We start from the raw sequence: 21,340 nt of genomic DNA, 5'->3' as shown, positions 1-21,340 counted from the left end.
CGCTACTGAGTCTCACGGCCACCCGAACGGGCTACAAGCGGAAAACACCGTGAAAAATAACCGCCTGTGAGCCGGAGGGCACATCATCGATACCGACCGCAACGTCGACGCTCTGCCGCGCCGCGTCGTCTCCCTCGATTTCCTCACACTCTGCGCCCTGATGTGACCAGTTCAGGTCCAGCGTGCAGGTGTTCGGTTCGGTAAGCGGATGCAACGCATCGGCCGTGAGCGGACCGCCGGCCTGTTGCAGGATCCCTTGGACCAGACCGAGGTGAACCCGGCATACCTCAGGGTGGTCCTTGACCATCTCGCTGTACGGACACTCGTGCAGAGTGAGGTGACGTCCATCCGCATCAATCCTTGCCTCGAAACCGGTCTGGTCGAGGTGGTCGTCGAGGGCATCCAACTGACGCTGGAGAGGTGAGTCGATCGCGGCCGTGAGTGGCAGCATCCGCCTCACCTGGTCGCCCCGGCGTTCGGCGGCCTCGACCTTCGCGACCCGGATGGAACCTTCCCGGTGATCGATACCTGCGGCCGCGCTGTAGAGCATCTTCGGGCGTCCCTTGACGTCCCGTTCCTCGGGTTCGCTCGTAACGAAACCATCGCTGATCAGTCGTTGCAAATGTTCCCGCGTGGTGTTGTGGTGCAACCCGGTCGCGTCTGAGAGGTCGCCGACCGTCATCGTTCCGCGCTGCTGGAGGAAGTACAGCAGCTTGATCCTGCTGAACGACGCAAGCGTCCGGTAGCTCGACGGCGGGCGGGAAGACATGGGTCTACTCTCCACTCTTTATTCGGAAACCGATATCCCTACCCGCGTTTGGTGGGTAAACCACATGTGCGACGCAGACGCCCGGCCGCACGAACGGTTCGAGGCGGATGCCGATGGCCGGTGCGTGCATCCGGTCCAGGGCTCCCTGCATCAGGCCCCGATGCACCGAGCACACGATGGCGCTGTTCTCTTTCGCGACATCCAGGAACGGACACCGATGCAATTCGATCGCGGTGCGATCCTCCGAGACAGCGGGGGCGAATCCGACGACGTCGAGGATCTCGACCACCCGATCGATCGCTCCAGCCGGATCGATCGGACCGGGAGCGCGCTCGTCGCTGGGCACGAACTCTTCCGACCAGCGCCGTCCGGCGTCGCCGGCCCGTTCGCTGCCCGCGCGCGCGTCGGGGGCGCCTGCGGCGAGGCTGTCCGCAAGAAGGCCAGCGAGGAGCCTATAGGAGCCCTCGGAGGCAGCGGATTCTGTCGTCGGAGCGGCCCCAGGCCCGGCAGGGTCGCTCTCGGGCGGAATCGAGGCATAGAGCAGGCGGGGACGGCCGGGCCGTGTCCGCGCCTCGACGGCCTCGGTCACGAGGCCGACCTCGAGGAGCCGGTCGAGGTGCGAGCGAACGGTGTTCGGGTGCAGGCCGACCGCCGCCGCGAGCGCGGGAATGTCCAGGGGCATCCGGTGGGTGCGCAGCACCTCGAGGACAGCTACGCGGCTCACGCCGGAGAGGGCGCGGTGGGTACGGGCGTCGAGGTCGGGGGCAGGCACACCCCTAGTTTTCACTATAAGTGTGGTAAAAACAACTGAGGTGCGCATTAGAGCGGGACCGGACCAGGATTTCATGACTGACACCGCAACGCGCGCCGTTCGGCACCTGCACCACGATGCCGGCGAGCGTCCCTTCATCGTGATCTGGGAGGTGACGCGGGCCTGCCAGCTCGTCTGCACGCATTGCCGTGCGGACGCAATTCGCACCCGCAATCCCTTCGAGCTGTCGACCGACCAGGGCAAAAAGCTCCTGGACGATCTCGCGTCGTTCGGCACGCCGCGCCCGCTCGTCGTCCTCACCGGCGGCGACCCCTTCGAACGCCCCGACCTCCCCGAACTCGTGGCCCATGGCACGAGCATCGGCCTCAGCATGGCCCTCTCGCCCTCCGTAACCCCACGCCTCACCCGGGAAGTTCTCGTCGAGTTGCACGACGCCGGAGCGAAGGCAGTGTCGCTCTCCCTTGACGGGGCATCCGCCGCGACCCACGATGCCTTCCGCGGTGTCAACGGGGTCTTCGACGACACGATGGTCGCCGCACGGATGGTGCGCGACGTCGGCTACCGCCTGCAGATCAACACGACCGTGACCCGCGACACCGTGCACGAGCTCCCTGCGATCCTGAAGACGGTCCTCGATCTCGGCACGACGCTCTGGAGCGTGTTCTTCCTCGTCCCGACCGGGCGCGGCAAGCTTCTCAACGCGCTGACCGCCGCCGACGCCGAGGAAGTGCTGCACTGGCTGCACGATGTCTCCGAACTCGTCGCGATCAAGACCACGGAGGCGCCGCACTACCGCCGGATCGCGATGCAGCGCGCCGGTATCGCCGATCTCGATGCGGCGTTCCCCGTCGGCCCGCTGCGTGCCCGGTTGCGGCGCGACACCGCGGAACTGCTGACCGGGGACGAGCCCAGGCGCCGCGCGCCGCGCGCCCCGATCGATGTCAACTCCGGCCGCGGCTTCGCCTTCGTCGACCACGTCGGCGCGGTCTACCCGAGCGGGTTCCTGCCCGTGTCCGTCGGTTCGGTGCGTGAGCAGTCGTTCCCCAAGATCTACCGGGAGGCGCGGCTACTCCAGGAGTTGCGCACCCCGGATTCCTTCGGCGGTCGATGCGGCGCCTGCGAGTTCCGCACGGTCTGCGGTGGCTCCCGTTCGCACGCGTACGCGGTCACCGGCGATCCTCTCGCCGAGGATCCGAGCTGCGCATACCAGCCTGTCACCCCCGTCCCGGTCCCCTAACCCATTCGACGGACTCTTGGGTAACCCATTCGACGGACTCTTGGGGTTTCAGCACCTGGGCGGGTGGTGATCCGAATGGCACGAACGCCGTCAAATTGGTTCGGGACGCTATTCGAGGTGGTGGTTGCCGCGGACCCAGCGCAGGGCACCGATGATGCCGACCGCGACGCCGGCCCCTCCGACGAGCATGCCGACGAAGAGCCAGACGAACAGCGGTTCGAGGCCGGCGACGGTGTGGTCGGCGCTAACGATCGTGCCCGCGAGGAAGCCGCCGATGGGACCGAACAGCCCGACGAGCACCCCGATCAGCATCAGGCGGATGCTGACGCCCTTGTCTTGCGCCGAGCCGACCTTCGGCAGGCGCGTGCCTTGCTCCGTGTGCGGTGTTGTCTCAGCCATGGTCTGTCACATCCGTCTTCTGTTCGTCTCCGTGAGCCTGGCTTGGACGGCCGGACTCGGTTGGGTCGAGCCACTGCGGCACTTTTTTCAGGAACGGGCCGATGATGTCCATCGGGAGCGGGAACACCACGGTCGAGTTGTGGTCCGCACCGAGCTCGAGCAGGGTCTGCAGGTAGCGCAGTTGGAGTGAGGCCGGATTGCGGCTGAGGATCTCCGCGGCCTGGCCCAACTCTTCTGAAGCCTGCAGTTCGCCGTGGGCGTTGATGATCTTCGCCCTCCTGTCCCGCTCGGCCTCCGCCTCGCGGGCCATGGCGCGCTGCATCGCCTGGGGGATCTCGACGTCCTTGATCTCGACGACCTTGACCTGGACTCCCCAGGGTTCAGTCTGGGCGTTGATACTCCTGGCGAGATCCTCGTTGAGGTCGGCGCGGTGCGCGAGAAGGGTGTCGAGGTCGGCGCGGCCGACGACCGAGCGCAGGGTCGTCTGCGCCATCTGCGAGGTCGCGAGGGCGTGATTCTCGACCGCCATCACGGATCGGACCGGGTCGGTGACCTGGAAGAGCACGACCGCATTGACCCTGGCGGGCACGTTGTCCTTGGTAATGACGTCCTGTGGCGGAATCGTGAGCGTGACGATACGCAGATCGACCCTCACCATCTTGTCGAGGCCCGGAAAAATCATCTGCACGCCCGGTTCCCGGAGCGGCCGCAGACGGCCGAACCGGAAGGCGACGCCTCGTTCGTACTCATGCAGGACCGTGAACGCGACGATCAGCCAGACCGCCACAAGGAGAAAGACGACCCCGATCGTCACGAGAATTCCCGTCATCGGGCGTCCTTTCCGGGGACCGCACGCGGTCCGGTCTTGCGGATGCTGCCGTAGCCGCTCCGCCTGGCGAGCTCGCTCGCCGAGATGGCGGCCCGCTGGTCCTCGTTGTCCTCGAGGCCGAGGGCGGTGAGGTGATCGGGGAAACGTGCGGGAGCCCTTCGGAGGTGCGACCAGAGAGGCCAGCTCCCCGCGGCGATAATGGCGGACGATACACCCAGGATCGCCAGCTCGAGGCCGGTGCGACCCTGGAACATGACGGCGATGGGCCAGACGACTCCGAGGACCACGACCGCACAAGCGATCCCCCGGTGGAATCGTTCTGCCTCGGAGCTTGGCCAGGAATCGATGTTCCGCACGACCTCCCGGCCGGCGTGGGACGGAGTGCAGTTGTCCTTGACCGGGCACGGATTGCAGACCGTCGGCGACGCCCGGTACCGGGTCACCCTGTTCTCGGGGTCGAAGGAAATCGGCCAGAGCCACTGGTCCTCGGAGCAGGTCCACGCGTCGTGTCCCTCGTGGTACTCGAAGCCCCCCGATCGCGCGCTCGTCGTCGCCGCGGCCGTGCGCCGAGCGAGCACGTCCAGGACATGCGCCACAAGAAGCAGGAAACCGCCGTAGGCGAGCGCGAACCAGACGTCGAGACTGACCGGCTCCATCACGCGCCGCCGTCCGGCCGGTTCTCACCGTCCGGCCCCGTCGCCCGGCTGCGGTAGCCCGCGCCGTAGCGTGACTCCGGCAGGGCGCCGTCGGCCTCGGAACCGAATACGGACCCTGCGGCGCTCCCGGCCTCCACGTGCTGCGCCTCGACGAACAGGGCCTCCATCGGGACGTCCTGGGTGGTTCCCTTGATGCGATACCGCACACCCAGCCAGGCGATCCAGACGAAGGGCACGACTCCGCCGAAGATGAAGACAAGGTCGCCGGGCATCCGCAGCCATTCCAAGACCGTGTTTCCGGTTCCGGTGATGAAGTTCATGCTGCGGGCCTCGAAGTAGCCATCGCTGACGGAGTGCCACAACTGCAGCACGCCGAGCGGCAGGAGCGTTGCGAAGGTCATCCAGGCCAGGCCGATGTTGAGCGACCAGAACGAGATCTTGGCGAGCCGGTCCGGCCAGCGGTTGGCCGGGATGAGATAACGAAGGGCGAAGAGGGACAATCCGACGCCCATCATTCCGTACACACCCATCATCGACGCGTGGGCATGGTTCGCGGTGAGGGCCGTACCGATCTCGTAGTACGACACGATCGGCAGGTTGATCAGGAAGCCGAAGACGCCGGCGCCGAGGAAGTTCCAGAAGCCCACGGCCACGAGGAACATCACCGACCAGCGATGCGGGAAGGGGGCGGCGCTTCGGGATTGCTGGCGGGCCCCGAGTTGCAGGAAGCTCCACGCCTCGACCGTGAGGAAGGTCAGCGGGATCACCTCGAGCGCGGAGAAGAACGCACCCAGCGCCATGTGCTCGACGGGTGTTCCCGAGAAGTAGAGGTGGTGCATGGTCCCCAGGATTCCGCCCGCGGAATACAGGATCACGTCGAGCAGGATGATCTGCATCGCGATCCGGCGGTGCACGACGCCGAGCATCACGAAGATGTAGGCGACCATGACGGTCGTGAACAGCTCGAGGAAGTCCTCCACCCAGAGGTGCACGACCCAGAAGCGCCAGAATTCGGCCACGCTCAGCGTCACTTCGCTGCCCGCGAGCATGCCGACGGCGTAGAAGGCGGGGATGGAGAGACCCGAATAGAAGAACAGCCACGGCAGGTTGAAACGGTGTTCAGACTTCAGCCGGGCCCGGATACCGCGATAGATGATCGCGATCCAGATGAACATCCCGACGGTCAGCAGACCCTGCCAGAACTTCGGCAAGTCGATGTACTCCCACTGCATCCCCCAGAACGGCGAGTCCTTGGCCGCGGTCACGCCGAAGATGCTGAGGGCTTCTCCCGCGAGGGAGCCGGCAACGACGAGGGCGAGGGCGCCGAGGAGGATGTATGCGAGCCAGTGCTGCCGCTTCGGCTCGTGCCCGGAGATATACGGCGCGAGAAAGATTCCCGCCGCGAGGAACGAGGCTGCGGTCCAGAGCAGGGAGAGTTGCACGTGCCAGGTCCTGGCGAGGTTGATCGGCAGCAGCTGGGCGAGGTCGATCCCGAAGAAACTCGTCAGGTCGACCCGGTAGTGCTCGACGGCGGCGCCGAGGAATGCCTGCGCGAGGAACATCAGCGCGACCACGAAGAAGAACCAGGCGGTCGCAGACTGGGCGGGGGTGACCGCGACCTCGCCCGGTTGACGGAAGGACAGCGGCGGGGTCTCTTCTCCGTGCTGCCAGCCCATCCGCTTGCTCCAGCGCCCGTACAGGGCGAACAACGCACCGAGGGCGACCATGAGGGAAATGAGCGACAGGCCGCTCCACACGATGATGTCCGCCGTTGGCCCGTTGTCGACGAGCTTCTCTGCCGGCCAGTTGTTGGTGTACGAGTAGTTGTGCCCCGGCCGTTCGGCCGCGGCGCCCCACGACGTCCAGGCGAAGAACGCGGTGAGTTCGTGGATCTCGGCCGGATCGGTGATCACGCGCGGGATCAGCCCGTTCTGCGTCGTCGGCGTGCCGAAGAAGTCGGCGTAGTGCTTTTGGACGGACTCGAAGGCACTGATCTGCAGATCCGTGAAGACGAGGTTTCCCGTTGCGGGGTCGTACCGGTTGGTCCGCGCCATCGTGACGAGCGCTCCGTGTGGGTCCTGCACGCCGGAGGCCGTCAGGGCGTCGAGGACGAAGGTCGAGGACCGCCGGAGGTAATCCGCCGTGTAGTCGGGTCCAAGGTAGCCGCCGTGACCGACGATCGAGCCGTATTCCTGCAGGCCGCGCTGGACGAAGATCTTCTGGCCGGCGGTGATCTCGTCGCCCGTGAAGACGACGGCTCCTTGTTCGTCCACGACCTGTTTGGGTTGGGGCATCGAATCGGTGTAGGTCATCACGGCGAGGAATCCCATCACCGCGAAGCCGAAGATCATCACGAGGGCGACGCCCTGCAACCAGCCCTTGGATACCATCAGCTCGGAACGAAGTCTTCCGTCCCCGGATTTCAGTTGGACCATGTCGGCCCCTCTCGCTGTTGCCTGGTTCAAGGTCGTTGGGCGCGCCCGCAAACACGGCAGCCGCAGATCCTCCCCCGAATGGGTCACGCGAGGTGGGAAAAAACTACCACTCATTAAACCTTATCAATTTCATTTTAATTAGGATTCTCGCCGCCGGACGGAAGTCCGTGGGACATAAATTCCTGATCAAACGGCGATATCGCGGAATCTGACCGCCGCGAAACAACGCCGAAACAAATTCACAGCTGAGCTACGACACGCCGCATGGGGCATCTTCCCGGTGTTTTCAGATCAGGTTCACGGCGTGACGGCAAAGACCCCGCGGGCACCCTTCTCCGCGTCCGACATCACGTGACTGACGAACGAGTAGTGCCCGGCCTCGGGGAAGGTGAGTTCGACGAAGCCGCCCTGCGCCGCGGCGAGGTCGAGCACCTGCGCCCCGCCCGTCCCGGTGCTGCCGCCGTCGCGGAGCAGATAGTCACCCTCCTTGAAAACTGAGTCGAACTGCCCGCCCACCACGTGGAAGGAACTGCCGACGTTGGGTCCGGCGTCCAGAACCCAGATGCGCACCGTCTCCCCCGCGCGCGCGGTGAGGGGTCGGTCCGCATACTGGTTGGCGTACCCGTTGAAGGCCAGCAGGTCGGGGAGTTGGGTCGTCACCCGCGCCGCGTCGACCTCCCCGCCCTCCGGCCCGAGGTAGAACTCGGACTGGACCAGAACGTACTCCGCGGAAACGGGCTCGAGCCCAGGCGGATCGATGATCACCGCCCCGAACATGCCGTTCGCGATATGGGCGGACATCGGCATCGTCGAGCAGTGATAGAGCCAGATCCCCGACCGGGTCGCGGTGAAGCGGTAGGTCAGGCTCTCCCCCGGCATGATCGTGCGCATTGGCTTGTCGGGGGCGAGGGCGCCGGCATGAAAGTCGATCGAATGGTCGATGGTTCCGACATTAACGAAAGTGATCTCGAAGATATCACCGACGTGACCGTGCAGGGTCGGCCCCGGCGCGGTCCCGTTGTACGTCCACAGAGTCTGCCGGACTCCCGGCGACACCTCCGTCTCGACGTTCTGAACGGTGAGGGTGAGCTTGTGCACGGTGTCGGCGGATGCCGGTGCGAGCCGGGCATCACGGGCGGCAAAGTCCCCCGCGGGTTGCTTCATCAGGTCCACGTCCTCTGCGGCGGACGGCGCACCACTCGCACCGGCATCTGCGCCCGTTCCCATGTCCATCCCGCCCATGCCTGTCCCGCTCGAGCCTGTCCCACTCGAGCTTGTTCCGCCCGCGCCACCGGCGACCGTGACGGAGAAGACCATCCCGAGCTGCTTGTGGCCGGCGATCGAGCACCAGCCGGCGATCGCTGCGCCGACGACGCCTGCCTCAATGACGGTCGTCGTCCCCGGGTTGACCGAACCGGAGGTGATACCGGTGTCGAGGACCAGGTTATGCACCCGGTCGTCGGCATTGGTGAGGTTGATGACGAGAGTGTCTCCGGCGGGCACCGAGACGGAGTCGGGACTGAACCGCATCCCCGCCATGGTCACATCGACCGTCGTGGTGTGCCCGGTCGCGGGGACCGAAACGACAGAGAGGCCCCCGGTCACGCCGAGCGCCGCCGGGTCCATCGCAACGCCGACGGTCACAGCGAGCAGAAGGGCACCGGCCGCGACGACGACGGAGCCGGTGCGCCGCGGACGCGGCGCCGGCACGGCAGGCTGCGCTGCGGGCGGCACGGTGGGACGGGAGCCGGGAACCGGGGCGGCGGCATCCGCCGGTCTGCGCACCACGCGGTTGGTCTTCAGCGCCCGAGTCATCAGCACCAGGAAGGACGCCAAGGCGGCCACGACGAGGAGCGAAAGGGCGACCTTCACCAGGCTCGGGACAGGCAGGAGGTACAGTGCGAGGCCGCCGTTCACGACGATGACGCGGAAGAGTCCACCGCGCTCGAGTTCGCGGCTCGTGGCCTTGACGACCCGCTGGCCACCGCCGAGTACGACCGGCAGTAGATAGGTCAGCGCGCCGAGTAGAATCTGCGCGGCGAAGCCGACCAGGAAGGCCGGAACGAGTTGTTCGAGCCCGTCGGCAGCGGCGGTCCAGGTGGGGGCGACGGTGACGGAGGCGGCGAATCCGAGGGTGCAGAGGCCGAACCAGGCCAGGGCGCTGCCGATGCTCCACCCGGCGAAGGTTACGGCGGGCGCTGAGCGACCCTGGCGGATGACGTCGGCGAACACCAGGCACAGCCCGGCGAGATAGCCGAGCATGCCGAGACCGGCAATGACGCGTTCCCCGAGCAGGCAGCCGAGGCCGAGCACGGTCAGGCCCGCGAGGAAGAGGGGCAGGGTCCAGCGCGCTGCCGCGCGGGTGCCGTCGGTGACCCGCACGTGCAGGATGGTCGGCCAGAGCAGGGCGACTGTCCCGACCACGGTCAGGCCGATCCAGCCGAGCAGGTTGAGTCCGATGTGGGCGATGAAGAGGCGCGCGTACGTGTCTTCCGAGTCGTCCATGCGCGCCATCAGGATTCCGAGGGTGACCCCGATGGCCAGGGCGGCGCCGGCCGCGACGTAGTAGCGGACAAGCGGTGCGAACCGAGAGGGTAGCGCGCCGCGGGACTGCACGGCGAGGATAGTCGCGTGGGCGAGCGCGTTCGCGCCGACGAGGATGCCGCCGACGAGGACGACCAGCCACCAGCCACCGATTATGCCGGTGATCACGAGGATGGCTCCCACGGTGTGGGTCGCGAGGCGCCAGCCGAGAGAGACTCGACCGCCGGGCGCCGGGTGTCGGAGGAGGGTGTCGGCGAAGTGCTGGCTCCAGATCAGGACCGCGCTGCTGACCGCGCCGAGGAGCAGCAGGTGCACCATGAGCCAGGGTGCGACCGGAAGGAACCGATGCACGATGACCACGACGAGGGTGAGGAAAAGCCACGCCGGTACCAGGATTCCGGTGATGATGTGCCACAGCCGGCGGGTCATCGGCGCGTTTCCAGAGAGATCGTTGCGCGTCCGCGCGGAGAGGCCGTGCTCGACTCACGCCTGACGGGTTTCGGAGGCGCGCCCACACAGACGGAGACGACGGAAACACCCACGAAGAGCAGTACGGCGACAATATTCGCGAAACCGCCCCACTGCACCAGAACGTCTAACCCTCTGGCGTCTCCGCCGACGACACGCACAAGCAGTGAAGCGTGCATGAGGACAACCGGACCGTACATCAAGGGACGATAGGGCAGCGGCCGGCGCAGCACGGCAGGCAGGATTGTCGGCGCATGCGCCATGATCATGGAAATCACGAAGCCGAGGAAGACGGAGTGCACCACGGCGTCATAGGCCGGGCCGATGTATCCGGGTCCCCACAGGATCCAGACCAGGCCGACGACACCCAGCCAGCCGTAGCCTGCGAGCAGGCACAGGGCCATGTAACGCGGCAGTCCCTTCGACCTGACAAGCCGCGTCGCGACGTCGTATCGCACGAGCCACGAGACGAGACCGAGCAGCGCGAAGCCAAGCACCGGATATCCAAGGAGAGGCCACAGCAGTGCCAGCACGACGCCAGATGCCAGGACCAGGGCTACCGCGAGCAGCCACCGCTCGGCCCGCTCGTCAACGGTTGGTGAGATCCGGGCGAGTTCTAGACGTTCCCCTGCGATTGTCAGGACAAGGAAGAGTGTCATCGCCGGGATGAGTTGAGGCACCGGGACACCTCCCCACCAAAGAATTGTCGCGGCGAGGCCGAGCAACGCCCCGAGGGCCTGAACGGCACTGGAGGTCGAGGGCTGTCGCGCCCAGATAGCCCGATAGATCGCGAGCAGCACAATCGATCCGGCCACGAGGGCGAGCTGGCCGACAACGAGCGGAATCGGAGAGACAAGCGCAATTCCGCCGGCGCCGAGGAGACCGGGAGACAGGAACGCCCAATTCCGGCGGATGGCAACAGCGCGTTCAAGAACAACGACCGTTCCGACAAAGCCAAAGACCATGAGCGGGCCATGTACATCGGCGAGGCGGGCTGCGATCACCGGTGCCGGCAGGCCAAGCAGAATGAGTGCCCCATCGAGTCCCGCAAGCAAAGCGAAGCCACCGAGGAGGAGAAGTAACGTCCGGCCGCCGCTTCGCCGGCTTGGCCGCGTTGGCAGGTAGTGGGATTTGGGCGACATCGTGGCACTCCTCGAGCGTGGCCGCTCATCAATTAATCCGATTGGGTCGATCCCGCGCGGCGCAATACCGGGACCGCATCTGCCGTTCAGTAGTAAGGTCCTTCGACCAGGCACCTCGCTGCGGACGCTCCAACATTCCCGGAAACGGCATTGAGGCGTGAGAAGCAATCAGATCAAGGCAGAGTCCGGGCTGGATCACTCCGGAGGCGCCGAAGATGGTTGCGTGGCGGATGGCGTACGGGATGAGACGGCTATCAACACGATGCCCTCACTGTCGACGTGGTTGCAGTTACACGTGTGCGCTGGACCCTGCGCCTCGGCGGGATCGACGAGGGCGCCCTGGTCCCTGGGCGGTCAGGGTGATCGGTTCGACGGTCATATGGCTCTCCTGTGGACGGGACTCTGGTGATGATCCTATTTTAGGGCATTTCTGTCCGTTTTATTCGACGCCGATATGTATATGCAATTGTGCGCGTGAATCGTTCCGTGCGAGTCCGCTGAATATTGGCTTCGATGGGCACCACTTGTGGTGCGGGTGAGCCCCACTGTTCAGATACGTCATTCGTATCGTTCAGCCCCATTGCCGGCGTGGTTGAGCCCCACCTGAAAAGCTCCTCCCACCATGTGAGCGCCACGTGGTGGAAGGAGTACCGGTAATGGTACGGAAGATCAAAGCGAAGCAGCTCCTGAAACTGCGCAGTCAGGGTTCGTCACGAAGGGCGATCAACTCCGGCCAAGGGATGTCGAAGGTAACACCTTCCAAACCTGGGACCAGGGTCGGATTGAGGAATTGGCGGCACGGATCTGGAGGGCAACCATCTTGGTGACGGCCAAGATCATCGAGACCGTCTTCATCGACGAGGCCGGTTTCGACGCGGCGCTGGCAGTGTTCCGGCTGTCGAGCCAGTTTATCAATGGCCAATTGGAACTGGGCGTAGGCGGCCAGCAGATCTGCCCGATGGTGGCCACGAGACCTGCTCGGTGATTGCACAGGCGCGAGCACACAGCCCTCGCCACCGCGTAATCGTGACGGAGAGCGCCCGTGGTGCTGAGCCGCACCACCACTGGTGCTCTTGCGCACGATCGATGGGGCTTAAGCGCACGATCGAGTGGGGCTCAGGCGCTCGAATACTCAAGGTCGCCGATCTCCCCTCCTCAGACGCCCTTGCGGAAAGTCCTCGCCTATGACGACCGAGAAAAGAGCCGGCGACAAGAGGACGTAGTCGACCGCTTGACAGCGCAAGGCTTGCGATCATGACAGTACGGCTGACGCTCGGTTTGGCAATTCTTGCCCTCGGTTTCGGCCTAGCTGCCCTTGCCGGGATCCCTGCCATGATTGAGAACCGAAGCGTCGGTGACATTGCGGTTGTCAGCGGTCTGGCGTTGGCCGCCGCCGATTTCGTCGTTGGATTGACGGGCATTCCCGCAGAGATTCGAGCGTGGCGACGCCAGAGGGCTGACCGGGCCGCGGATATTGCGAATCTCAAAGTCAAACGTCGCCGAATTCAGCATACAAAGGCCGATGTACTCATCCGGCTCGAGGAGGCCCGCACGGACCTGGAAAAGTATCGGGCTGATCGGCACGCCCAGGCTCAAGCCCGTGAGCAGCAAAAGTACCTACGCGCCGTTGAGCTGGAGGACTTGATTATCGAGGCCAACCTCGACTTCAACTCCAACGATTTCATTCGACACGGCGTCGACATGGACGCATTCGACCGTGGGCGTGAGACCTAGAGCCAATATCGTGCAACCAGGACTGCTGTCGGACCCGGTGGGCAAAACGGGCAGCAATTAGTCCGTTGGCAACGGCGGTGGCTAGCGCTTCGCCAATGTTTGCGTGCGCTTTGCGGTGGACGGAATCGCCCTTGTTTTCCATCAGTGTCGTCGATCTATGCCAGTCTTCATCGATAGCTTGGGGTCCGGTCGACCTTGAGCCATTTGCTCTTGCGGGCAATCTCAGCGAGTGGCATCGACGACGACGGAGTTCTCTGGGCCGCTGCAGCTACCCCAGCTTCGGCGCTCTGTCTCGCGCGAAGCCGCACGAGGTCTTGGAAGATACCGGTCAGCCCGGTCGGGGCGGGTGAGAGTGGGGCGATCCAGCCCGATTCGGAGAGGCGCCGAGCCGCCGTCTCGAACGCACGCCTCGGGTTCGCAGGTAGGTGGTCGACGACCGTCCCGAGGTCGGCTGAGAGTTCATCAACCACAGGTCTGCTCGCCTTTGCCCATAGGGCCAGCGCCCATTCGGCCCGTGACAGATCGTCTTGGCAATCGGCGAGTCGATCCCGCCACCAGTCAACGTCGTTTGCTTTAGAACGCGTCTCCGTGATCAGGGTGGCAGGATGGCCCGCCGAGCCAAGGCCGGCGGTGCCCGGCGCTTTAGTCACGCCGAGGCCTAACGGCGAAGCGGCGCCAATCACAGCTATTTCCGACACTAGCCAGCATCTATTCTTTTGCTTGAGGAGTGCGGTGGCCGTATTTGCCCATGGGAATGTGCTCCCTTTCTCTCCTCTTCTAAATCGGCGAAGACGGGCGATGGCCGCGTATTCGGGACTCGACCTGCGGAGATGCTGCATTGCCAATGCGCGGCGATCATTCGACGCAGCATCCGGTTGATAGGTCGTAATCTCTGCACCGAACGCGTAGTACTCACTAGGGCTAAGCGCGACGGCAATTTGCGCGGGTCGCGAGCGAGTTGACGTCGTTTCTGAGCACTGGCCGTCGAGCACTGCGCGGATTAGCTGGGCCTCGAGCATCCCTCCGTCTTCGGGGATAAACCCGCAATTCAGGATGAGTTGGGCGCGGAGGCCGTCTTCCGCGGAGAGGCCTGGAATGTTCACTTTAGCGCCACCAAGGACTTCGCATTCTGCGCCGATCGCGAGCCAGGGCAGGTCTTTGCCGATTTCGATTGCTTCAGCAACACGTTCCAGCCACCAGTTCATGAATTCGCTGCGGAGGCCAAGAAGTTCCCGGATCACCCGGACCCTCCAGCAGTTGTGGGGGTCTGCTGGATTGGCGCGTATTTCGGACGTCAGTCGCGTCCATGCTTCCCTGGCATGGCTGCTTTCGGGGAGGGGGGAGATCGCCTTGCTGTCGAGTGCAGCAAGTAGCAGATGGCTTCCGTGTTCGTCTGTGAGCGCGTTGACGACCGACGCTGCTTCGTTCGGTCTGCTGTTGAAGACCCCGTCGGCCAGTAGACTCCAGGACGCGACCCTGACTTGCTTGGATTTGTTCGCTTGAAGTTCGTGTTCGATACCAGCTTTTAGGACGTAAAGATCCGACCCTTTTGCGTTCCCGCTGTAGAAGCGGGCGGTGTTGAGCCAGTAGGGCCGCCGAAGCAGTTCGCGGAAAACTTCGGTCCGGTCGAATGACTGGTTGCCTTCGCCCGCGTTGTAATAGAGAAACCTGGCCGCAAAATACTCGCGGAGGGACAAAACTTCGAACTCGAAGGTGCCCTCTTCCTTGCTTGTCAGCGCCCAAAGCCGATCTGATGCCGCGAGAAAAAGTTCATCAACAACTTCGGTCGGCTTTCCATACGTAGTTTGAAAGTGCTTCATGGCTGCATCGACTTCAGCAAATGCCATCCGCCCGCTGTGTCCCTGTTCTTCACCCCGCGACTGCAGGTACCAACCAAGGAACGGTACGATCTCGGTCAAGTCGTCTCGATATTTCCGGACCGACTCTGGCCGCTTGTTCGCCTCACGGGCGAGCAAGAGTGCCATGTAGGCGTCGTAGAGCTCAGTGCGCTGGTTCGGTGTTGCATCGCCGTGCTGTCGGAGCAAATACAGCAAGATGGTGAGCTGCATCGGGTTTCCAGCCAGCTCGCCAATGTATGGTTCCTTGACCTTCTCCGTGAAGTTGCGGCGCAGTACGCGGCTGTCGTTCCCCCGCACGTTGTGGACGACACACCACTTTTGTAGATATTCATCCCGAAGCGCAGCGTCAAGCGGGCTCAGAGAAATGACTTCGAAGAGCTCGCTACTCGGTTCGGGGAGCCCGGCGGAGTTCGGTCGAGTCGTGACGACAACCTTTGGCTGAACGGCGTATGACTTGCCACGGGCGCAGAACAAGTCGATCTCGCGCACCACGCTCGTGCGGTCGCTCAGGTTGCCGACCTCATCGAGGCCGTCTAGAAAAACAAGGCTTGGAACCCGATCGAAGATCTCCTGGACGTCCGCCGACGTCACCGAGCCTCGCCCGCTAGCATGGCCAATCAGCTCAGCCAAGAACGATTCCACCGATGCTTGAGCAGCTTTGCGCTTCGGCCCCTTGGTCAACCGCGCGTCATCGGATTTGTCGAATACGTCAAATCCCTGCATCCACGCCGCATAGTCCCCGAGGTCGAGCCGCAGGGGGAACCGTGGCTGAGTGATTTCGGGGAGACTCGTAGTGATTAACGACTGGCTCGGGACAAACGCCAGCCGATACGTCTGACAGACGTACTGGCTGAGAGTGGACTTTCCTTGACCGGGCGCACCGCGGATGAGCGTGAAAGGATATGGCGTCCTTGTCGCGACGTAGCTGGCCGCGCCGCCCACTGAGGTGGACTCGCGGCCTATTGTCGCGACACGTTTCGGGAGTCGAATGCGTTCTGCGGGCACGTCAACGAAAAGATCGGTGAGTCGCTCACGGTCAAGCTCCACTTGGCTGAACTTGATGCGCTCATCTTCGTCCCACTGCGCGGACGCGACCTTGCGCAGGATATCCCTAAGCTCGGAGTCCCTAGCAACCACGCCTTGCTCACTTACCAAATAGCGAATGAGGTCCCAGCCTGCGAGCATTTCGGCATACGCCCATTTGGTTTCGATAGGCGCCGAGTCGACGATTGAGTTGATTGCCTCCCGCCAAAGGCACGACATCTCGAGGCCGAACTCTGCCGAATACTGCCGGAGTTTCGCGTCAAGACGGTCAAAGGTGCCCTTGTTCGGCTTTCCTGTACTTTCGACATTAGTCACAAGGACGTATTTGCAAACTCCCTGAGCGGCGAACCTTTTGATTTTCTCGGCTTCACCTCTTACTTCAGCATCGAGCCAAGAAACCGGGTCTCGTTCGCGACCGCGCACAGACCATTTCGTCTGAAAGACGAGCCGGTCGGGGCCTACGACACCATCCCGTCCCCCATCGGATTGTCGAAGGGGTAAGGGTACATAGTCGGGGAACTGAAGGGCCAGCAGAGCCGACGCCAACTGTTGAAAGTCGTGGTCGCCCAACCTTTCGTACAGGTACTTATGTCGGCTCTCAGGCACATCAATCCTCTCGTCCTTGATCAGCGTGCCCGGTATTGCCAAACATGGACCCTCGACACACCCTCCGGCGCTCGAAGTCTCACGGAGATTGCAATCACAGGACTGCCAGGGCGGCGCGGCCACGCGTCCTGGCGTGGTAGCCGTCGATACACCAATCGGGCTCGGCGGAACTTGACATCAACAAGCCAAGGCGGGTCAGAGCTTCTAGCGCTGGCACCGTGCAGCTCTTGGGCCCCGATATGGTCAATAAATGCCAAGAAGCTTGAATGATCTCGACCGCTGGGTGACTGCTGCGACCTGGCCACGAACGACATGCCCGCAGTGCAAAACTGGCACAGTTGGATACGCGACTAGTCAATCGCAAATGGACTCTGTATCCAAAGCTTCGCTCACGGCCGCGCACCGCAACGAAGGGCCGTTCGAAGAGCTTTCTGGCACTTTTACCGGCACCCTGATCTGTGATGACACCAATTGCATGCGCGAACTTGCAATGGCCGGCGATTGGGGATACCACTACGATTTCGACGATTATGACGGTCGCGGTCAGCCACAGCTGGTCGATACCTACCGCTTACGATATGCGAATCCTGCATTGCCCCTCTTGGCGGTCCCGGAACGCACACCGCAGACCGTACAAGATGAGATCGTAGGCGCGTCCAACGTTCTTTTCGTGAGTCCCAGCGCAGCTGGCAATCGTCTCCGACGCGCCGCCGAGGAACTCATGAATGCGCAGCGCGTGAACAAGTCCAGGGTCGACAGAAAAACGGGGAAGCGTGTCCCTGCCACACTGCATGCCAGGATCGAAATGTTTGGTCTTAAACAACCCGACATCGCGCACACACTGCTTGCCGTGAAGTGGATCGGAAACGAGGCAAGTCACAGTCAGGAAATGACAGTGGCCGACGTCGTGCTGTGCGCTCGCGTCCTGAATGCTGCCCTGATAGCACTTTACGACCGGAGCGACGCCGAACTGAAACACCTGGTTAAGCTGATTAACCGGCGAAAAGGCCTCGGACGCCGCTGAAGTCCAGTCACGTCTCTCGGTCGGCTGCCAGTCGACCCCATCGGAGTTGCGGTACTCACGTCCGCTCCTCCGAGGTTTAGTACTCGTAACGCGGCGCCTCGAGCGCGCAAGTCATTTGCGAATGCATGCATGTTCTGCGTCGAGCGGCCCAGTCGGTCACGGGTCGTGATGACGAGGGTGTCGCCGGCATGGAGCGCATCGAGCACTTTGTCAGAGTTCGGTTTGGAGGCTCGAGCTCCCGAGACTTTCCTCCCTGCTCGGCGACACGTTCTGTCGTTTCAGCCATCGACAGGTAGGCATCGCGTACCTGGCCAGATGCTCGTTCCACGCCTCAAGGTGGGCCCGGTACTCGACCTCATCTTCCTCGTCTTCGGTCACGTCGAAAGCGTATCGTTCTTGAGGCGCAGACCGGGGCAGCGCGGCAATCCGGCCGAAATGAGGCTTCCAGATGAGAACCCCCTCGATCAGGCCGGATTCCATGACGCGCCCGACGGAGATTCTCTGCGGTGGCGTCGTCCTTGTCCGAGGAGCTGAACCCACAGCCTGTGACCGGGTTGTACGCGTTCGCCATAGGGCCCGGGCCGGCCTCAGCTTGCGGGTCGTTCCCGCCCTAACCCCGTTGGCGCGGATACTCTCTCATCATGACCACCACGTCCGAAGCGACCGAACAGGAACGGCCTCGCGGGCCTCGCCGCCGTGAGGAACAGATGTATGGTCTCGCGCTCAGTTTGGGCCGAGCGAATGGTGGCCAGTACCCATGGATTTGGGATTCGCCAGACGAGATCGCCGAGAACGTTTATGCCAGGACAAAACCGTCAATCCTTCAGATTGGTGGGGCCGTACCGACGCGTACCGTGTACCGAGTCGTCACTTGGGTTGCGTTTTTTCTACTCGTGGCTTCGATCGGCGGTTTGTGGATGTGGCTGTCCGGGATTCCCATGGACGCACGACCCGGTCATGTCGGCTGGCTGTTACTTCCGCTCGCTCTGGTGATCGTATGGGGTCTCACCTATTTCGTCGGACGAGGGATCTTGGATTCTGCGGTGCGCAACCGAGTCGCGCGGCTCGATTGGCTGGCGGACGTGGCCTGCCTAACTGCGTTCGAAGGCATCAAGGAACGACAGGCGACGGCATACGAGTACAAACCTGGGGCGTCCGGAGAGGCGTTTGAGCCCAAGGGACCGGCTCCGCTCCCCCAGCCATACGGTGCTTCAGACGCCGGAGCTGCAGAACTCGCCGCATCATGGATGCGATTCCTCGGAGCGGGTGACGCTCATAGCATTGACCCGAAGACAGGCACTAACGCTCAATCGACGCACTACGTGACGCGTGTCGACACCGCCGTTGACCTAACAGAGGTCCCCAGCGTTCGTGAGCTGGCGGGAGGGGCTGCAGTTGCGAAGCGCCGAGCCCTCTTCTTTTCTGCCGCCGGTTTCACCGACGAAGCACGGCAGTTCGCCGACCGGGCCGACATCGCCCTGTTTGTTTTTGATGCGACGGCCGGCAATCTGACCGGCGCCAATTTCCTCGGGGAGGCTGTGTTCCGGACGGGTCTGTGAGACCCACGAAGCTGGTGCCAGGCACGCGGAGTGCGCTGGAGTTTAGATGCGGTTCGTTACGGTGGGCCCTAATATCGGGCAGGTCCTTATCGGGTTTCGGATGACTGCACCTCCCTCGACCCGCTGCGGTGGCGCGCTGGTCGGTGGCGTCTGGGGCTGGCAGGCCAGCTGTTAACTAAACGTACGGCCGTCTTTGAATTCGATCCTCGGTGGCTCCCAGATTTGGTTCGAACACCATCTCCACTTGCAGCTTCGCGGCGCGGGCAGCGTTCCTAGCATCCTCGATCGTTAGCCTGTTCGTGGGCACGCGCTCCATGACCTCCTGCGTCGCGAGTCGCACGATAAGTGACTCGATGGGTACACGCGGCCTTCCCCGTTGAGCCCCTGCACGGTTCTCCATCTCCGCAGTAGAACTAAGGCGAGTACTGTTGCGGTGCACATGGGCCACGACCGTCTTCACCAGGCGGTCGAACTGCTGTTGCCGCTCTTCGCGTCGAACCACTGCCTTCGTGCTCCGCACGGCCGCCGCGACGTCGCGGCTGGTCAGGAGGTCGACGCGGCGCATCCGCTCGGTGACGAGTTCGACTGCCCGGGCGGAGACGATATTCTCGACCGGGACCGGCGGAAGCCCCATGCGCGCTCTGGTCTCCAGGTAGGCCTCCGAGAATTCCCGCATGCGGGCACCGTTCTTCAGCATGTGTTCCGTCAGCGATTCGGCGAAAACGGTGAACTGGCGCAGGTGCTCGGGCAACGCGTGATCGTTGAAGTAGGCATCCGCTTCGCGTGCATTGGTGCGGCGCTCGGCGGCGGTTACCGGGTGGATTTGTTTCGGCGGGAGGCCGGCCCGACTGAGCGTGCGTTTGAGACGTCTCGCCGCTGCATTGGCGGCGAGCTCGGCCTGGTAGGTCGCGGGGTCGGCGCGTCGGGTTCGCTGCGAGTCGGCGAGGCGTTCCTTGTTGCGCTCGGCCCACTGTTTGCGTGCCTGCTTGGTGCGCTCGGGGTCGGCATCCCGTCGGGCCGCGGCTCGGGCGTTCACCTCGTCGCGGTGCTTCGCGTAGTAGCGGCTGTAGTACTCCCTGACCTTGTCGCGGTTCTCCTCCACCCACCGGCGTTGGTACTCGTGCACCTGTTCGGGGTGCTGTTCCCGCCAGCGCTTCGCACGCTCTCGCCCGCGAGCACGGACCTCAGCCTCTCGCTTCTTGCGTGCCGCAGCTCGCCGCATCGAGTCGCGGTTGATCTCCCGGGCACGCTCGAGGTGCTCCGCCCGCCAGCGCCGATTCAGGTCGCGAACCCGGTCACGGTTGGCCTCCACCCACCTGCGCCTGTTTTCGGCCTGGCGATCAAGGTGGGTCTGTTGACTCGCCTCGGCCTTAGAGTCTGTGTTGGCACGCGGCTGGTTCGCCGACTTCTTCAGCGGCGAGGCGTTCTCAGCGGGGGGAACGTTCATGATCGCTGCTACTCGATCGGTGGCGGTGCCAACTCAATGACGAGGGCGAGGAGGTCGGAGCGATGCGCGGTCGGGTTCGTGATCACATGCCCGATGGCGGTACGGAGGCGTTCGGCGTCCTCATGCGAGATCGCGGAGACGGGCTCCATGCAATACGCGATGTCCTTCTGGAGGCTGTAGTCGTCGTCATCGACCACGATCTCGGGGTAGTAGAAGAGCGCGGCCAGCGCGGCGCGACTGAGCAGATCGTCGAGCTGTTCCTGCGGAATCATCACAGTGAAGCCTCCTACGGCAGACATGTTTGAGACCATCCTGCCGCGAATAAGAGGTGCGCCGGCGGTGACTGGCCGGACGGTCGTGTCCACGGCCGCCACTCGTGCTGTCGAACAGAGCGGACTCAGCCGCGCCTCGACGACAGCGCCGGTTCCTCGAGTCTCTCGAGCTCAATCCTGGGCTCGACGCTTTCGTCGACTCCGGCCAACATCGCGTGTCGCTGCGCCCGGGCTTCACCGCTGCGAACTCGAAGCAGCCCGATCAGCGTCACCGGTCCGGCGAAAAGGAACTTGAGCGCGTTCCACACGAAGAGCAGCGCGAGCACATTGAGCCAACCCGAGCCGCCGCCTTCGACCACCCCTGCGCAGAACATCGCAGCGAGCGCGTACGGGACCGCGAGCAGCATCGCCGGCACGCCCCACTTGAGACCGTGGCGAGAGTGGATCGCGTCGAGCACGATGTTGGTTGGCATGAAGCGTCGCAGCGCGTAGTGCATGCGGGCGGTGACTGCCCAGATGAGTCCGAACATGCTGCATCCTTTCA

The 21,340-nt window shown here is 63.7% G+C and carries 18 protein-coding genes and 1 pseudogene; 5 read left to right on the top strand and 14 right to left on the bottom strand.

Going from position 1 to position 21,340, the window contains the following annotated elements; genetic code table 11:
- Positions 1-31: 31 nt before the first annotated feature.
- Positions 32-769, bottom strand: a complete 738-nt coding sequence (locus E3O44_RS06360) for a helix-turn-helix transcriptional regulator (RefSeq protein WP_134533610.1) — start codon at positions 767-769, stop codon at positions 32-34.
- A gap of 4 nt (positions 770-773) precedes the next feature.
- Positions 774-1,541, bottom strand: a complete 768-nt coding sequence (locus E3O44_RS06355; protein ID WP_166792566.1) for a helix-turn-helix transcriptional regulator — start codon at positions 1,539-1,541, stop codon at positions 774-776.
- 73 nt (positions 1,542-1,614) lie between these two features.
- On the opposite strand from E3O44_RS06355, the gene E3O44_RS06350 reads away from it, so the two are divergent.
- On the top strand, positions 1,615-2,778 hold the full coding sequence (locus E3O44_RS06350; RefSeq protein ID WP_134533606.1) for a TIGR04053 family radical SAM/SPASM domain-containing protein: 1,164 nt from the start codon (positions 1,615-1,617) through the stop codon (positions 2,776-2,778).
- Between the two features lie 108 nt (positions 2,779-2,886).
- Here the strand turns inward: E3O44_RS06350 and E3O44_RS06345 are convergent, their stop codons facing one another.
- The 6 genes from E3O44_RS06345 to E3O44_RS06320 form a co-directional block, all read right to left on the bottom strand.
- Positions 2,887-3,177, bottom strand: a complete 291-nt coding sequence (locus E3O44_RS06345; RefSeq protein WP_134533604.1) for a hypothetical protein — start codon at positions 3,175-3,177, stop codon at positions 2,887-2,889.
- Entirely contained in the window at positions 3,170-4,006 is an 837-nt protein-coding gene (locus E3O44_RS06340; protein ID WP_134533603.1) for a slipin family protein, read from the bottom strand. Before E3O44_RS06340 ends, E3O44_RS06345 begins: the two co-directional genes overlap by 8 nt.
- A complete protein-coding gene (locus E3O44_RS06335) occupies positions 4,003-4,662 on the bottom strand; it encodes a hypothetical protein (protein WP_134533601.1) in 660 nt (219 codons plus the stop codon). Before E3O44_RS06335 ends, E3O44_RS06340 begins: the two co-directional genes overlap by 4 nt.
- Positions 4,662-7,097, bottom strand: a complete 2,436-nt coding sequence (locus E3O44_RS06330) for a nitric-oxide reductase large subunit (RefSeq protein WP_134533599.1) — start codon at positions 7,095-7,097, stop codon at positions 4,662-4,664. The genes E3O44_RS06335 and E3O44_RS06330 overlap by 1 nt, the downstream gene beginning before the upstream one ends.
- A 297-nt stretch (positions 7,098-7,394) precedes the next feature.
- Positions 7,395-10,070, bottom strand: coding sequence for a multicopper oxidase domain-containing protein (locus tag E3O44_RS06325; protein WP_134533597.1), 2,676 nt, complete (start codon positions 10,068-10,070; stop codon positions 7,395-7,397).
- Complete coding sequence (locus E3O44_RS06320) at positions 10,067-11,251, bottom strand: hypothetical protein (RefSeq protein WP_198415878.1); 1,185 nt, start codon at positions 11,249-11,251, stop codon at positions 10,067-10,069. The genes E3O44_RS06325 and E3O44_RS06320 overlap by 4 nt, the downstream gene beginning before the upstream one ends.
- Positions 11,252-12,074: 823 nt before the next feature.
- Here E3O44_RS06320 and E3O44_RS19165 point away from each other — a divergent pair.
- Together E3O44_RS19165 and E3O44_RS06315 are read left to right on the top strand one after the other, a co-directional pair.
- Positions 12,075-12,236: a hypothetical protein gene (locus tag E3O44_RS19165; protein ID WP_166792565.1), complete on the top strand. Its 162-nt coding sequence runs from the start codon at positions 12,075-12,077 to the stop codon at positions 12,234-12,236.
- 269 nt (positions 12,237-12,505) lie between these two features.
- Positions 12,506-12,985, top strand: coding sequence for a hypothetical protein (locus E3O44_RS06315; protein WP_134533596.1), 480 nt, complete (start codon positions 12,506-12,508; stop codon positions 12,983-12,985).
- 167 nt (positions 12,986-13,152) lie between these two features.
- Here the strand turns inward: E3O44_RS06315 and E3O44_RS06310 are convergent, their stop codons facing one another.
- A complete protein-coding gene (locus E3O44_RS06310) occupies positions 13,153-16,536 on the bottom strand; it encodes an NACHT domain-containing protein (RefSeq protein ID WP_241976103.1) in 3,384 nt (1,127 codons plus the stop codon).
- 322 nt (positions 16,537-16,858) lie between these two features.
- Here E3O44_RS06310 and E3O44_RS06305 point away from each other — a divergent pair, with 322 nt between their 5' ends.
- On the top strand, positions 16,859-17,518 hold the full coding sequence (locus tag E3O44_RS06305; RefSeq protein WP_166792564.1) for a DUF4145 domain-containing protein: 660 nt from the start codon (positions 16,859-16,861) through the stop codon (positions 17,516-17,518).
- Positions 17,519-17,550: 32 nt separating this feature from the next.
- Here E3O44_RS06305 and E3O44_RS19545 read toward each other — a convergent pair.
- Positions 17,551-17,763: pseudogene (locus tag E3O44_RS19545) on the bottom strand (recombinase family protein); the annotation flags it as partial.
- Positions 17,729-17,896, bottom strand: coding sequence for a hypothetical protein (locus E3O44_RS19160; protein WP_166792563.1), 168 nt, complete (start codon positions 17,894-17,896; stop codon positions 17,729-17,731). The gene E3O44_RS19160 and the pseudogene E3O44_RS19545, both read right to left, overlap by 35 nt.
- A gap of 263 nt (positions 17,897-18,159) precedes the next feature.
- Here E3O44_RS19160 and E3O44_RS06295 point away from each other — a divergent pair, with 263 nt between their 5' ends.
- Positions 18,160-19,077 carry a PDDEXK family nuclease gene (locus tag E3O44_RS06295; RefSeq protein ID WP_134533590.1) on the top strand — a complete coding sequence of 306 codons (918 nt, stop codon included), beginning with the start codon at positions 18,160-18,162 and terminating at the stop codon, positions 19,075-19,077.
- Between the two features lie 175 nt (positions 19,078-19,252).
- On the opposite strand, the gene E3O44_RS06290 is transcribed toward E3O44_RS06295, so the two are convergent.
- The 3 genes from E3O44_RS06290 to E3O44_RS06280 form a co-directional block, all read right to left on the bottom strand.
- Positions 19,253-20,524 (bottom strand): hypothetical protein, encoded by a 1,272-nt coding sequence (locus E3O44_RS06290; RefSeq protein ID WP_134533588.1) that lies wholly within the window; start codon positions 20,522-20,524, stop codon positions 19,253-19,255.
- 8 nt (positions 20,525-20,532) lie between these two features.
- On the bottom strand, positions 20,533-20,799 hold the full coding sequence (locus E3O44_RS06285) for a hypothetical protein (protein ID WP_134533586.1): 267 nt from the start codon (positions 20,797-20,799) through the stop codon (positions 20,533-20,535).
- 122 nt (positions 20,800-20,921) lie between these two features.
- Entirely contained in the window at positions 20,922-21,326 is a 405-nt protein-coding gene (locus E3O44_RS06280) for a sulfate permease (RefSeq protein ID WP_174775049.1), read from the bottom strand.
- Between the last annotated feature and the right edge of the window lie 14 nt (positions 21,327-21,340).

The sequence above is a fragment of the Cryobacterium algoricola genome, from assembly GCF_004402485.1.
Taxonomy (GTDB): domain Bacteria; phylum Actinomycetota; class Actinomycetes; order Actinomycetales; family Microbacteriaceae; genus Cryobacterium; species Cryobacterium algoricola.
The sequence above is the reverse complement of the archived record's forward strand: the minus strand, read 5'-3'. Positions and strand labels throughout refer to the sequence as shown.

Excerpts from the sequence above, each read along its gene's own strand:
- E3O44_RS06340 (WP_134533603.1), bottom strand. The coding sequence starts at position 4,006 with ATGACGGGAATTCTCGTGACGATCGGGGTCGTCTTTCTCCTTGTGGCG.
- E3O44_RS06290 (WP_134533588.1), bottom strand. The coding sequence starts at position 20,524 with ATGAACGTTCCCCCCGCTGAGAACGCCTCGCCGCTGAAGAAGTCGGCG.
- E3O44_RS06305 (WP_166792564.1), top strand. The coding sequence starts at position 16,859 with ATGGACTCTGTATCCAAAGCTTCGCTCACGGCCGCGCACCGCAACGAA.
- E3O44_RS06295 (WP_134533590.1), top strand. The coding sequence starts at position 18,160 with ATGACCACCACGTCCGAAGCGACCGAACAGGAACGGCCTCGCGGGCCT.
- E3O44_RS06335 (WP_134533601.1), bottom strand. The coding sequence starts at position 4,662 with ATGGAGCCGGTCAGTCTCGACGTCTGGTTCGCGCTCGCCTACGGCGGT.
- E3O44_RS06345 (WP_134533604.1), bottom strand. The coding sequence starts at position 3,177 with ATGGCTGAGACAACACCGCACACGGAGCAAGGCACGCGCCTGCCGAAG.
- E3O44_RS06320 (WP_198415878.1), bottom strand. The coding sequence starts at position 11,251 with ATGTCGCCCAAATCCCACTACCTGCCAACGCGGCCAAGCCGGCGAAGC.
- E3O44_RS06280 (WP_174775049.1), bottom strand. The coding sequence starts at position 21,326 with ATGTTCGGACTCATCTGGGCAGTCACCGCCCGCATGCACTACGCGCTG.
- E3O44_RS06315 (WP_134533596.1), top strand. The coding sequence starts at position 12,506 with ATGACAGTACGGCTGACGCTCGGTTTGGCAATTCTTGCCCTCGGTTTC.
- E3O44_RS06360 (WP_134533610.1), bottom strand. The coding sequence starts at position 769 with ATGTCTTCCCGCCCGCCGTCGAGCTACCGGACGCTTGCGTCGTTCAGC.
- E3O44_RS06325 (WP_134533597.1), bottom strand. The coding sequence starts at position 10,070 with ATGACCCGCCGGCTGTGGCACATCATCACCGGAATCCTGGTACCGGCG.
- E3O44_RS06350 (WP_134533606.1), top strand. The coding sequence starts at position 1,615 with ATGACTGACACCGCAACGCGCGCCGTTCGGCACCTGCACCACGATGCC.
- E3O44_RS06330 (WP_134533599.1), bottom strand. The coding sequence starts at position 7,097 with ATGGTCCAACTGAAATCCGGGGACGGAAGACTTCGTTCCGAGCTGATG.